The sequence below is a fragment of the Rhodococcus sp. HNM0563 genome, assembly GCF_012726195.1.
Classification (GTDB): Bacteria; Actinomycetota; Actinomycetes; order Mycobacteriales; family Mycobacteriaceae; genus Rhodococcus.
The window spans coordinates 30553-44058 of the sequence record NZ_JAASAF010000012.1 but is presented as its reverse complement, the minus strand read 5'-3'; the positions used below and the strand labels follow the sequence as shown (position 1 = coordinate 44058).

Here is a 13506-nt window from a genome sequence, read left to right as displayed (position 1 = left end):
GGAGTCGCGGCATGACCGAATCGATGACCTGGCTGCAGACCATCATTCTCGGACTCGTGCAGGGCCTGACCGAATTCCTGCCGATTTCTTCGTCCGGTCACATGCGGATCGTCTCCGAATTGTTCTTCGGAGCAGACGCAGGCGCGTCCTTCACCGCCGTGACACAGCTCGGCACCGAAGCCGCCGTCCTCTTGTACTTCGCCGGCGACATCTGGCGCATCCTGTGCGCATGGTTCCGCGGTGTATTCCACAAGGAGCACCGCGACAACCACGATTACAAGATGGGCTGGTATGTGATTCTCGGCACCATTCCCATCGGCATCCTCGGTCTGGTGTTCAAGGACGAGATCCGCACGGTCGCGCGCAACCTGTGGCTCGTCGCGACCATGCTCATCGTCTTCTCGTTCGTCATCGCCGCCGCCGAGTACTACGGACGCCAACGTCGCACCGTCGAGCAGCTCACCCTCAAGGACGGTCTGATCATGGGTTCGGCGCAGGCACTCGCTCTGATTCCCGGCGTGTCCCGTTCCGGTGGCACGATCTCCGCCGGCCTGTTCCTCGGGCTGACCCGCGAGGCGGCAGCGCGATACTCGTTCCTGTTGGCCATCCCGGCCGTCCTCGCGTCGGGGTTGTTCAGCCTCCCCGACGCGTTCGAGCCCGTCGGCGAGGGGCTCGAGGCCTCCGGTGCTCAGCTCGCCGTCGCGACGCTCATCGCGTTCGGTGTCGGCTACGCGGCGATCGCCTGGCTGCTCAGGTTCGTGGTGAACCACTCGATGTACTGGTTCGTCGGATACCGCATCATCATCGGCCTGCTGCTGTTCGGTCTGCTCGGCACCGGCGTGATCGCCGCGACGTAGCGGACGTCGGACGCTCGGTTGTCACGAGACATCTAGGCTGGATCACATGACGGTCATCCTGCTGCGCCACGGACGGTCGACGGCCAACACCTCCCACATGCTGGCCGGTCGCACCCCCGGGGTGGAACTCGACGAGGTCGGCCACGTGCAGGCCAAGAACCTCCTCACCCGATTGACGGGCCTCGAGATCACCGAGATCGTCCGGTCGCCGTTGCTGCGCTGCCGACAGACCGTGCAGCCGCTGGCCAGCGACCGGGGACTGACGCCGACGATCGACGACCGGCTCGCCGAAGTCGACTACGGGCAGTGGACCGGCCGTAAACTCGGCGACCTCGTCCGCGAGCCGCTGTGGAAGGTCGTGCAACAGCACGCGTCCGCCGCGATATTTCCCGGTGGCGAAGGACTCGCGCAGGTACAGGCCCGCGCGGTCGAAGCGATCCGAGAGCACGACCGCCGCCTCGCCCACCAGCATGGCAAGGACGTTGTGTGGGTCGCATGCAGCCACGGCGACGTCATCAAGGCAATTCTGGCCGATGCGCTGGCCACCCATCTCGACGGTTTCCAGCGCATCGTCGCCGAGCCCGCATCGATCAGCGTCGTGCGCTACACCGATACCCGGCCCTTCGTGTTGCGCGTCAACGACACCGGCAGCGACCTCTCCGGTCTTGCGGTTGCCGACGCCCCGAAGTCCGTTCCCGGAGGTGAAGTGCCCGGCAGCGGCAGCGAAGAAGCCCAGGCCGACGACGCCCGGGAGGGACACGGCACCCGGAGCGGAGAATGACAGTGACCGACATGGCACAGTGGACGAACTCGAGGAGGTGCAATGGCCCGCGCAATACACGTCTTCCGGACCCCGGATCGGTTCGTTGCCGGCACCGTCGGTGAACCCGGCGACCGGGTGTTCTACCTGCAGGCCGTACACGACTCCCGGGTGGTGAGCGTGATACTGGAGAAGCAGCAGGTCCAGATCCTCGCCGACCGGATGGGACTGCTGCTCGAAGAGGTCCACCGACGGTTCGGCACCACGCTGCCCGACGACGCCGACGTCGACACCAGCCCCCTGGAGACTCCCATCGACGCGGAATTCCGGGTCGGCACCATGGGATTGGGCTGGGACGCAGACTCCGGAGCCGTCGTCGTCGAACTGCTCGCCGTCACCGAGACCGAACTCGACGAATCCGTCGTACTCGACGACACCGAGGAAGGCCCCGACGCGGTCCGGGTGTTCCTGACCCCGATCCAGGCGCGCGGCTTCGCGACGCGTTCCGAGATGGTGATCTCCGCTGGACGCGCCCCATGCCCGCTGTGCGGCGAGCCCATCGGCGGCGAGGGCCACATCTGCGTCCGCACCAACGGGTATCTCCGCAGCCCGGGTTTCGATCCGACCTCGTGGTTCGACGAGGAGAGCTGACGCAGTGACGGTTCCCGACGTGCGCGGCGTGCTGACCGACGGCGACCTGACCGTCGTCGGCCAGATCGTGCACGCCAGCAACGCCACGCTCGTCTGCGACGCCACACTCGACTCGCAGACCGTGCGGTGCGTCTACAAGCCCGTCCGCGGGGAACGCCCGCTCTGGGATTTCCCGGACGGCACCCTCGCCGGTCGTGAGGTCGCCTCCTACCTCGTCTCCGAAGCACTCGGCTGGGACGTCATCCCCATGACGGTGCTGCGCGACGGCCCGTTCGGGACCGGCATGGTGCAACGCTGGATCGACACCCGCGACGACTCCGCAGAGCGGCTCGACCTCGTCGACATCTGCCCGATCGATGCCGTCCCCGACGGGTGGCTGCCCGTGCTGCACGCCCGCGACATGGACGGCAGCGACGTGGCGCTCGTCCACGCCGACGACCCCCGCCTGCAGCGGATGGCCGTGCTCGACGTCGTCCTCAACAACGCCGACCGCAAAGGTGGACACATCCTCGAAGGGGTCGACGGCACCGTCTACGGCATCGACCACGGCATCTGCCTGCATTCTCAGAACAAACTCCGGACCGTGCTGTGGGGATGGGCGAACTCCACCCTCGAGCAGGCGCTGCTCACCGACCTCGACAAGCTGGCCCGCCGGTTCGACGAAGACTTCGCCGACATGTTGTGCGAGCACATCACCGACGACGAAGCCGCAGCGCTGCACCACCGCATCACCGCACTGCTCGAGCGGCCCGTGATGCCCCGCCCCGTCGGGGAGCGACGCATTCCCTGGCCTGCCTTCTGATCGAGGTCAGTGGACCTCGGAGCTCTTCTTCCGCTTCGGAATGAGATGCACGATCAGCACGACGATCGCGCCCACGATCAGCCCGACAATCGCGGACGTCACGGTGCCCGCGGTCCACGACAGGACACCGCCGAGCCCACCGTGCACGAGCTCACCGAACCAATGCTCGAGATCATGGAGGCGATCGGCAGGCCAATGGAACCCGGCCTCACCGACGTTGACGAGCAGAATGTGCCCACCGACCCACAGCATCGCGGCGATACCGACCACCGTGAGCACCGACATCACCTTCGGCATTGCGGCCACCAGAGCGCGCCCCACCCGCTGACTGAACGTCGATGTGCGTTGAGCGAGCGACAGGCCCACGTCGTCCATCTTCACTATCAACGCGACCACACCGTAAACGAGGATGGTGATCATGATCGCGACGACGATCAGCACCAGCAGCCGGGTCACGAACGGTTCGTTCTCGACCGACGACAGCGAGATCACCATGATCTCCGCCGACAGGATCAGGTCGGTGCGGATCGCGCCGCTCACCATCGACTTCTCGAACTCGGGTCCGCGGACTGCCGCGGGGACCTCCTCCTTCGCGTGGTGACCGCCGAAGAGTGCCTCGTAGACCTTCTCAGCGCCCTCGAAGCACAGGAACAGACCACCGGCGATCAGCAGATACGGCAGTGCCTGCGGAAGGAACTGACTCAGCAACATCGCCACCGGCAGGATTATCAGCAGCTTGTTGCGGATCGACCCGATTGCGATCTTGCGGATGATCGGCAGTTCGCGGTCGGGGGAGAAGCCGTGCACATAGCGGGGGGTGACGGCGGTGTCGTCGACCACCACTCCCGCAGCCTTGATGCTCGCCTTACCGGCCGCTGCACCGATATCGTCGATGGACGCCGCAGCCGCCTTTGCCAGTACCGCTACGTCGTCCAGCAGAGCGACGAGACCACCAGCCACGGGAACCTCCCACAATCTCGAGATCGGTAGAGCCGAACACGTGGTCGTGGCCGACACCGAACCGTACCGAATCCACGGTGACGCACGACCGCGGAGCAGGGGCAAGGCCGCGTGATCCGCCCACTCCATTAGGCTCGGGTTCATGCTGTCTTGGTCCGATGTCGCGATTCCGTCCGTGCCCGGTGAAGGCCCCCCACTGAGGTTGTTCGACACCGCAGACCGAGCGGTGCGCCCCGTCACCCCCGGCGCGACGGCCACCATGTACGTGTGTGGCATCACCCCGTACGACGCCACTCATCTCGGGCACGCCGCCACCTACCTGACCTTCGACCTGGTCAACCGCATCTGGCGCGACAATGGGCACGACGTCCACTACGTGCAGAACGTCACGGACGTCGACGACCCGTTGTTCGAACGCGCCGACCGCGACGGCGAGGACTGGGTTGTGCTCGGCATGCGCGAAACCGCTCTGTTCCGTGAAGACATGGAAGCCCTGCGGGTCCTGCCGCCACGCGACTACATCGGTGCCGTGGAGTCGGTGGGCGAGGTCGTTGAACTCGTCGAGAAGCTCGTGGCATCCGGAGCCGCCTACACCGTCGACGACGCCGAGTACCCCGACGTGTACTTCCGTGTCGACGCGACCGAACAGTTCGGATACGAATCCGGCTACGACCACGCCACGATGATGCAGTTCTTCGGCGAGCGCGGCGGCGACCCCGACCGCCCCGGCAAACGCAACCCGCTCGACGCCCTGCTGTGGCGGGCCCGGCGTCCCGGCGAACCGTCGTGGCCGTCCCCGTTCGGCGACGGACGCCCCGGCTGGCACATCGAATGCGCCGCGATCGCCCTCAACCGCATCGGCTCCGGCTTCGACGTCCAAGGCGGCGGCAGCGACCTGATCTTCCCGCACCACGAATTCTCCGCCGCGCACGCCGAAGCCGTCACCGGCGACCGCCGCTTCGCGCGGCACTACGTGCACACCGGCATGATCGGCCTCGACGGCGAGAAGATGTCCAAGTCGCGCGGCAACCTCGTGTTCGTCTCGAAGCTGCGCGGCGAAGGCGTCGACCCGGCCGCGATCCGGCTCGGACTGCTCTCCGGCCATTACCGGCTCGACCGGCCGTGGACAGCCGACGTGCTCGCGTCCGCGCAGTCCCGCCTCGATCTGTGGCGCCGGGCAGCGGCGTTGTCGTCCGCGGCGTCCGCCGAAGACACGGTCGCGCGGTTGCGTCAGCACCTCGCCGACGACCTGGACACCCCCAAGGCCCTCGCCGCCCTCGACGCGTGGGCGCAATTCGCGGTCGATCGCGGCGGCGACGACACCTCCGCACCGGGACTGTTCGCCGCCGCCGTCGACGCGCTGCTGGGTGTGCCACTGCGCTGACCCCACCCGTGCGCACTTCTGGTAGCGCGAACTACCAGAAGTGCGCACGGCGGCGGAGCCGCACTGTCGTACCCCGTCCCTACACTGCCGCCGTGTCCACAGGAACGTTCACGGGAGCCTCGACGCTCGACGACGATGCGCTCACCCTCGCTCTCGGCCCCGCCCTCACACCCCGCGGCATCGTGGCGGCGCCTACGTTCTTCCGTGGATTCGCGACCCACCCGCAGGTCCTGGCGCGCGGTCTGCTCGTGCTGGCCGACATCACCGCTACCCGGTACTTCCGGCACACGCCCACGTCGTTGCGCGATCCGGTGCTCACCGCGCACGGAGATCGACTGCGTGCCGAATGTTTCTCGGCGTGCAACGGAGTCCACGCGCGCCTCGACCTGCTTGCCGACGGCTTCGACGGCGGTGCCCTCGCGCACGGGACCACGAACGTCGACATCGGACCGGCGATGCGCAGCGCACTCGGATCGGTGCACCGGCATGCGTTGCTGCACCTCGCAGTGGGGATCGATGGCATGACGGTGTCCGATCCCCACCGGACGGACACCGAACGCCCAGTGGCGATGCCCGACCGCTGGGTGCGTGCACTCGGCAACGTCGCGGAGATGCACCGCGAACTGCACTGCGCATTCACCGTCGACGCAGCCGGCACCCGCCGTTTTCTGGCCACGGTCCCACCGGCCACTGGAGCGGAACGCAGCGGATGGCTCACACCGTCCACCTCGGGTGTGCGACTCGCCGCCCGGCCCACCCGCGGCGCCGTCCACATCGACGGACTGCACCGGCTCACCGCGGCGAAACGTCTCCTGCCGCATGTGCAGGGCATGACCGTGTACGGGTCCGATGGCTCCGAACCCGGTCCACTCGCAGTCGAATTCGCACTCCCGTCGGCACGTCTCGTACTCGGACTGACCGAACAGACCTGGCGCGGCCACTCCGGCGAAGGTGCGTTGCTGCAGGCACTCACCTCGCCGACGGTGCGCGACGACGCCGAGACGATCTCCGCGCTGCTCGCGTTCGAACCCTCCGTCGATATCGACCGGCTCGCCCGCGAGACGACCCTGGACCGCACTGCCGTGCACGGTGCGCTCGCGGTGTTGGCGTCCTCGGGACGGATCGGCTGGGACCTTCACGAGAGCACCTACTTTCACCGTGAGCTTCCCGACGATCCTGATCGCGTCGACACCGACAATCCGCGGCTCGTCGGCGCGCGCGGGCTTGTCGAAGCCGGTGCAATCACCGCGACAGGTCCGGACACATGGTCGGTCCGCAGTCGCGGCAGCGGCGGCACCACGGAACATCGCGTCACCGTCGGCCACGAGGCCGCCGAGACGGGCCGATGCACCTGCACCTGGTACCTGCGCCACGTCGACCGGCGCGGCCCGTGCCGACACATCCTGGCCGTACGACTCCACCGGAAGGACATCGCGTGACAGTCAGCGACGAACTCGCCGCAGCGATCGACATTTTCACCGAACTCGGTTGGAGCAAAGCCGATCTCACAGAGGCTCCGACACTCCCGCTCGGCACCGACGAGCAGCGACGTGTCGCGCTCGCTGGGCTGCGCACGGGGGAGTGGGGCGAGTTCGGGCAGATCGCCGAGCGTACCTACGGCTGGATCAGCTTCGTCGACGTCGACGACGCGGCCCTCGCCCTGTTCGCGATCCGGCTCGGTGTCGACGCGCGTCGCGCCGCGCATATCATGCCGTCCACACACCGGCTGGGCGATGACCTTGCAGCCGAGATCCTCGCGACCCGCGGTCCGGAATTCGCTCAGCGGTTCGTCGAGAGGGTATGCGTGTCGTCGCGGCGCGCATGGGAACACGCCACGTCGGTGCATGCCGGTGCGGCGGTGAGACTCATTGCTCATCACCGACTGCCCATCCCGCAGCACATCGAGTATTTGAAGGACTGGGCCGTGTACGCGCTCGGCGCGCTCACCGGCGAGGGCGAGCTGTTCCCCGCCGAACGCGGCTGGGTCGACGACGCCGTGATCGCCGAGCTGTTCGCCGACCACGCCCGCGCCGCCGTCGCCGCCGGACTTCCCGCGACCGGCCCGTTCCCCGCGACCTTGATGCCTGCGATAGACCGCGGCTGGATCGACCGCGCCGAGGTGGTCGAACTATGTTTCGCGGCATTGGATTCCGCGCAGCGACCGGGCGACAGGAAAGCCTGGCTCCGGTTGCTCACCGACGAACTCGCCGTTGACGAAACGGAATTCGTGGAGCGTGCCGACGCAATGGTGTCGCTGATGTCGTTCGGAGACGGCTTCGTCATCGAAGCCGTCGCACCGATCCTGATCGCCGCCGCCGCCGTCGACGACGATCTGCTCGTCGATGTTCTCACCGTCGCTCTCAACGCACCGACGAAAAAGGCCCGGCGCGTCGTCCTCACCGCCGCGGCTGCGCGTCACCAGCCTGGCGACGACACCGTCGCGGCGGTCGCCGAGCTGATCGCCGACGATGCTGCCGACGGGGATCAGGCCCTCGCGCGTGCTGCAGCAGTCCTGAGGTCGGCGTGGGCGATCACGGCATCCGCACCGGACACCACGCCCTCGCCCGTACAGGGATTGTGGCAACCCACCCCTGAGGTGTGGCAGGTGCCGCGTTTCGATCCGGGCGAGGCCACGGTGGAGACCGTCACCGATGCTGCAGCTCTGTTGCTACGCCGCTACACCGGTGTGGTCGACGTCGAGGTCGAACGCTTCTTGGCTCTCGCCAACCGTCTCGCCCACGACGACCCCGACGGCGCCCGCGTCGCGCTCGGCGGGGTGCGAAAGAACTGGATTCCCGGGCTCGCCGTGGTCCGGACGTGGTTGCACGGTGAACCGAACTACCTGGCCGACCGGATCAACGGCGGCACAGAGGACGACCCGTGGTACCGCGACCGGGTGTGGGAGGTGCTGCATGCCCGCGAGGGTGCTGTCGTCGCGCAACTCGGATACGTGCCCGTGCTGCTGTCGACACCCACGTGGGTCGACCTTCGTATCCACCCCGACGACCTGCTCGCCCGGCTCGACACCTATGCGGCAGCCGATGTGGTCGCTACCGAAGCCGACCTGTTCGCGGCGCTGACCCGGCTCGACACCACGCTGGCCACCGCCGCGCACCGGACGCGCGCCCGGTCGCTGGCGGTGCCCGTGCAGACATCGGCCGGGACGCTGCTCTCGGTGACCGCGGGCCGCGTGCTCGCCTCCTATCTGGATGACCCCGTCGTCGAGCCGCGTCTGGTGCACCACCGGGAATGGGATCGTTGGGTCGCGGGCGACATTCGGATCCCGAACTCTCTCAGTGTTTTTCCGAAACGGCTGGCCTTCGACGAGTACCGTTCCGCCGACCCGGCGACACTGCCCACGTGGGGCGATGCGGCAGGACTGTCGGTCGGGCACGGCGACGACGCGTCCGCGGGGGTACTCCTGCGCCAGATCGCGCGCCGCACGACGCCGTTGACTCCGGGTCTGGCGGTCAACATGATCGGCGCCCAACGCGGATTCCATCGAGGTGCCGCCGCGGACGGCGCGACCGCCGTCGTCGAAGCGTGGCAACGTGGCCTGCTACGTCCGGGAGTCGCCGATGCCCGCTTTCTGGACTGGCAGACGACCCCGTCCGGTCTCGCGGCACTCGCACGCGCCGGCAGTGAACTCGCCGACGAGGGCATGCTGTCGGTGCTGTGGCCGCTGTTCGACGACCTGATCGCCGCTGCCGTCCACGAGACCCGGATGCCGCCGGGCGCCGCCGACCTGGTGGAAGCCCTCGACCGTTGGCTCCCCGAAACGCAGGGCGGTGTCGATGCCGGCGTCGCCGACGTCGACGTCCTCGACCTACCCGGGGTGCGGGCCCTCGCGGCGCGCAGCGGATCGTCGCGCGCCGTCGCCGCCGCACGCGCGCTCGTGGCAAGACTGCCGGAGCCCACGCGCGTGCCCGTCGAGGAACCGGTGCACGAGGAGGACCTCGACTTCGACGAATGGTGGCGCCCCGAACTCAGTGCCGCCCCGGCCGTCGACGACGGCGCCGTGATCACCGCGACCTGGGAGGACGCCTCGGCAGCGTCGAAATTCCTGTGCGTCGACCTCGAATTTCCGGACCGCCCCGGCGAGATGTTCCGCATCAGGAAGGGCTGGTTCTACGACCTCGAACACGAAGGGCAATGCGCCGCCGTCCGATACACAGACGGCGACCGACCGGGCGGCGACCGGCCGGATCACGGACGGGACCAGGTGTGGTTGCGGTGGGACGAGGCGTCGAAAACCATGATCGTCGGCGAGCACCGCAACTGGGTCGACGGCACCGACGGCCCGGTCGCGGGTGGCAGTGCAGCGCCGCTCACCACGTCGATGACCGCGGTCGTCCTGGTCGGCGCGTGCCACGGCAGGCCGGACATGTACTCGATCCGATCCATCCTCCGCGACGGTCTGATCGGATCGGGTTCGGTTGCCGTCGCCATGCGTGCACTACTGACCCAACCGGACGTGAGCCCCGCTCGTCTCGTGCGACTCCTCGAACGCGATGCGTCGTTGCTGCCGGTGCTGTGGCCCATACTTGTCGAATCGATCCGGTACACATCCGATCTGGACGGAGCTGCTCCGCGCTGGCTCAACCGGGTCCTCGACGTCGCGCTGCTTCACGCACCGCTGCTACGGGAAGCCGGTCGCCGCGGGCTGATTCCGGCGGAAGAGGCGCAGTGGCCCGGGCTCGACACTCTTGCCTCGCGGCTGGGCCGGTCGGCTGCGTCGACGAAAGCGAAGGCACTCGTCGCAGCCCTCTCACCGGCGGAGCCGCACTCAGTGCAGGAGCGCCCGGATGTCCTCGGCGGTCAAGGCCGAGGAGAACATCTCTCCGTCGTCGACGACGGACGAGAACAACTCGGACTTGCGTAGCTGCAGCGCCCGCACCTTCGCTTCGATGGTGTCGCGGGCGATCAGCCGGTACACCATCACGTTGCGGGTCTGCCCGATCCGGTGGGTGCGGTCGATCGCCTGCGCCTCCGCGGCAGGATTCCACCACGGGTCGAGCAGGAAACAGTAGTCGGCTTCCACCAGATTCAACCCGAATCCGCCTGCCTTGAGACTGATCAGGAACACCGGCGCGGCCCCGGCCTTGAAGTCGTCGAGCAGCTTTCCGCGCTGCTTGGTTTTGCCGTCGAGATACAGGTATTCGATACCGGTCGCGTCGAGGCGGTCGCGGATGCGGCCGAGGAAACCGGTGAACTGACTGAACACCAACGCACGGTGGCCACCGGCGATCACGTCGTCGAGTTGTTCGAGCAGCGCGTCGATCTTCGCGGAGCCGATCTTGCTGTGCGCCTCGTCGACGAGTGCCGGATCGAGACTCAATTGCCTCAGCAGCGTCAACGACTGCAGGATTGTGAAGCGGTTGCGGTCCAAGTCGCCGATGAGCCCGAGGATCTTCTGGCGCTCCCGCTGCAGCTGCCGGTCGTAGAGAGTGCGGTGCTTCGGTGCGAGATCCACCTCGAGCACCTGTTCCTGCTTGTCGGGCAGGTCGGTCGCGACCTGTTCCTTCGTACGTCGCAACATCAACGGTTTGAAACGCTGCCGAAGCTGCGCGAGCAGTTCAGGGTTGCTGCCGCTCTCGATGGGCTTGCGGTAGTAATCCTGGAACTTCGTCGGGTTGGGGAACAGCCCGGGCGCGGTGATCGACAGCAGCGACCACAACTCCATCAGGTTGTTCTCCATCGGGGTGCCGGTGATCGCGACCTTCATCGGCGCGTCGATCTGCCGCACACACTGGTATGCCTTCGCCCGATGGTTCTTCACGAACTGGGCTTCGTCGAGCAGGAGCATCGACCAGGGGTGTTCGAGATAGTCGTCGATATCGATGCGCAGCAGGGTGTAGGACGTGATGACGACGTCGATTCCGTCGAGCAGCTCACCCAGGCCCACCCCGCGCTTGCCGGAGGTGTCGGTGATCGCGACGAGGTTCAGATCCGGAACGAACCGCTTCGCCTCGGCGGCCCAGTTGGGAACCACCGACGTCGGCGCAACGATGAGCACCGGGGCATCGGTGGGACGTTTCGCGCGGGCGTGGCAGATCAACGCGAGCGACTGCAGGGTCTTGCCGAGTCCCATGTCGTCGGCGAGGATCCCGCCGAGCCTGTGCGTCCACAGGAACGTCAGCCACCGGAATCCGTCGAGCTGATATGGACGCAGCGTGGCCCGCAGGGTTTTCGGGACCCGTGTTGTCGCTGTTGCCTTCACATCGAGAAGTCCCTGCACCTGCTTCTTCCAGGCTGCAGCCTGCCGGTCGATGACACCGAGCGCCGCCAGCTCCTCCCACATACCTGCTTGGAAACGGCTCAGTCGCAGCCGATCCGGGTCGTCGTCCTCGTGCAGCGCGCGGGCCTCGTCGACGAGCCGGCGCAGCTGCTGCAGTTCGGGTTTGTCCAGCGACAGGTACGCCCCGTCGGGAAGCATCAGGTACGACGCGCCCTCGCTGAGGGCCGTGAACACTTCGCGGAACGGGACAGTCTCCCCATCGATCCTGATGGTGATGTTCAGGTCGAACCAGTCCGAGTCGCCGGTCGCCTTGGTGGACAAGCCGATCCGCACGCTGTCGCCCACATCGCGATAGTCGGCGGGAGTGCCCTCGACTCGCACCTCCACATCCTCGCGGTCGGCCAGCAACGGCAGCAGTTCGGACGCCAGACGTGCAGTGTCGAGACCTGCGAGGGTGACACGTGCGAACAGTCGCCGATCGACGCTGTTGTCCAGGCCGTACGGTACGACGACGTCGCGGATCTCGGATAACAGCACATCTTCGGCGTCACGGTCGCGGACGGAATCGGAGAGTCGTTCGTACAACTCGACCGGATGCTCGGTCTCACCGACGGTGTAGACGAACTGCCAGTGCAGATCGGTGCGGTGCGCCGGCCGGAAGGCGACGTGCAGTAGCAGGGAAGGACCGCTCACCGTCGGAGCGGTGAACGATCCGTCGGCTGAGCCGACCGTGGTGGTTCGCTGCAGGCGCGGATAGTAGGCGGTGACGAAGCGCGGCACCTGCTCGGCGGGCACCGCGAGCGCGGTACCGCCGAGCAGCAGCTGCTGCATCCCGTCCGGTGTGGTGCCGTGCAGTCGAGCGATGCGGAACGGGAGATCCGCGGGCGCGGTGTCGGTGGGATCACCTGGCGGCCGAAGGATCACGCCGTGTGCCGGGGCGCCGATGAACCCGAGCACAGACCCAGCCTGGTCGCCGACGCGCAGGGTGGGCGTGACGGTCAGGCCGTCGCCGGTGTCGGCGACGTCGACGCACACCTCCGCGACACCCGGCGGCGGCACCGCACCGTGCTTCTTCTTCGCGTAACGCAACTCGATGCCGTGAGCCGCCGCGTCGTCGAGCAAGGACCACAGTCGCGGCGACACGGCCGACAGGTCGAGGGTGTTCTGCGAGGTGACGTAGTAGCTTCGTGTCGCCGCCTGCGCCAACGCGGCGAGTTCGAGTAGCAGCTGTTTGTGCTGCGGGTTCACGTCGTACGTGTAGCTCAGGTTCGACCAGGAGATGTTCCCCGATACCCATCCGGTGCGGCCGGGACGCACCACACGTGCGGTGAGTTTCGGCGTGGGGAGTTGCGACGGCTGCGACAACGCCAACTGTAGGCCCAGAGGCACACCCCTGTCGGCCTCCTCACCGCCGAAGTATGCCTCGAACATGCCGTCCCAGTCGGGTGCCACGGGTTCCGGGTCGTTTGCCGGTGTCGTGAGGGTGAGCAGCAGCGCGACCGTGTGCTTGCAGTCGTACCCGACGGGGCACGAGCATTCGCCGTACTCGAACTCGAGGCCGCGCGGGCCGGGGCGCAGCTGGATGAGAGCGCGGTACATCTCGGTGCCGGCGATGGTCCCGATGCCGATCAATTCGTCTTCGTCGAAGGCGCAGTCCAGGACCGCACCGGACTCCGCATAGCGCTTGCCACGCGAAAAGGTAGGCGTGCCCACCGCCGACATCATCGAGTGGATGAGTCGCTCGTACTCGGGGTGCGCGGACATAGGCCAGCAGTCTATGCACCGACGACACGATGAGGCACACCCCGGGCAACGGAGACACGAATGCCAGTCCGTGGGGGCAGGCGTAGCGGC

9 protein-coding genes are annotated in these 13506 nt (G+C 67.4%); 7 read left to right on the top strand and 2 right to left on the bottom strand.

Annotated elements, in window-relative coordinates:
- Positions 1-11 precede the first annotated feature (11 nt).
- From HCA61_RS22980 to HCA61_RS22965, 4 genes are read left to right on the top strand one after another with little or no spacing between them, the layout of a single operon-like run.
- Complete coding sequence (locus tag HCA61_RS22980) at positions 12-857, top strand: undecaprenyl-diphosphate phosphatase (RefSeq protein ID WP_169690510.1); 846 nt, start codon at positions 12-14, stop codon at positions 855-857.
- Positions 858-903: 46 nt separating this feature from the next.
- Positions 904-1638 (top strand): histidine phosphatase family protein, encoded by a 735-nt coding sequence (locus HCA61_RS22975; protein WP_169690509.1) that lies wholly within the window; start codon positions 904-906, stop codon positions 1636-1638.
- Between the two features lie 42 nt (positions 1639-1680).
- The gene (locus tag HCA61_RS22970; protein WP_169690508.1) at positions 1681-2268 is read left to right on the top strand and encodes a DUF3090 domain-containing protein; all 588 of its coding nucleotides are present in this window, start codon (positions 1681-1683) and stop codon (positions 2266-2268) included.
- 4 nt (positions 2269-2272) lie between these two features.
- Positions 2273-3070, top strand: a complete 798-nt coding sequence (locus HCA61_RS22965; RefSeq protein ID WP_169690507.1) for an SCO1664 family protein — start codon at positions 2273-2275, stop codon at positions 3068-3070.
- A 6-nt stretch (positions 3071-3076) separates the two neighbouring features.
- On the opposite strand, the gene HCA61_RS22960 is transcribed toward HCA61_RS22965, so the two are convergent.
- Entirely contained in the window at positions 3077-4030 is a 954-nt protein-coding gene (locus HCA61_RS22960) for a DUF808 domain-containing protein (protein ID WP_247274620.1), read from the bottom strand.
- Positions 4031-4172: 142 nt separating this feature from the next.
- Here HCA61_RS22960 and mshC point away from each other — a divergent pair, with 142 nt between their 5' ends.
- The 3 genes from mshC to HCA61_RS22945 all read left to right on the top strand — a co-directional run bounded on the left by mshC (position 4173) and on the right by HCA61_RS22945 (position 10296).
- Positions 4173-5414, top strand: a complete 1242-nt coding sequence (gene mshC / locus HCA61_RS22955; protein WP_169690506.1) for a cysteine--1-D-myo-inosityl 2-amino-2-deoxy-alpha-D-glucopyranoside ligase — start codon at positions 4173-4175, stop codon at positions 5412-5414.
- Between the two features lie 92 nt (positions 5415-5506).
- Positions 5507-6853 (top strand): SWIM zinc finger family protein, encoded by a 1347-nt coding sequence (locus HCA61_RS26935; RefSeq protein ID WP_169690505.1) that lies wholly within the window; start codon positions 5507-5509, stop codon positions 6851-6853.
- Entirely contained in the window at positions 6850-10296 is a 3447-nt protein-coding gene (locus tag HCA61_RS22945) for a hypothetical protein (RefSeq protein WP_206040467.1), read from the top strand. Before HCA61_RS26935 ends, HCA61_RS22945 begins: the two co-directional genes overlap by 4 nt.
- Here HCA61_RS22945 and HCA61_RS22940 read toward each other — a convergent pair.
- Positions 10201-13416 (bottom strand): SNF2-related protein, encoded by a 3216-nt coding sequence (locus HCA61_RS22940; protein WP_169690504.1) that lies wholly within the window; start codon positions 13414-13416, stop codon positions 10201-10203. The two genes, HCA61_RS22945 and HCA61_RS22940, sit on opposite strands and share 96 nt — an antisense overlap.
- Between the last annotated feature and the right edge of the window lie 90 nt (positions 13417-13506).

What these genes read in the sequence shown, in the direction of transcription:
- HCA61_RS22975 (WP_169690509.1), top strand. Translation starts at nt 904, where the DNA reads ATGACGGTCATCCTGCTGCGCCACGGACGGTCGACGGCCAACACCTCC.
- HCA61_RS22940 (WP_169690504.1), bottom strand. Translation starts at nt 13,416, where the DNA reads ATGTCCGCGCACCCCGAGTACGAGCGACTCATCCACTCGATGATGTCG.
- mshC (WP_169690506.1), top strand. Translation starts at nt 4,173, where the DNA reads ATGCTGTCTTGGTCCGATGTCGCGATTCCGTCCGTGCCCGGTGAAGGC.
- HCA61_RS22980 (WP_169690510.1), top strand. Translation starts at nt 12, where the DNA reads ATGACCGAATCGATGACCTGGCTGCAGACCATCATTCTCGGACTCGTG.
- HCA61_RS22970 (WP_169690508.1), top strand. Translation starts at nt 1,681, where the DNA reads ATGGCCCGCGCAATACACGTCTTCCGGACCCCGGATCGGTTCGTTGCC.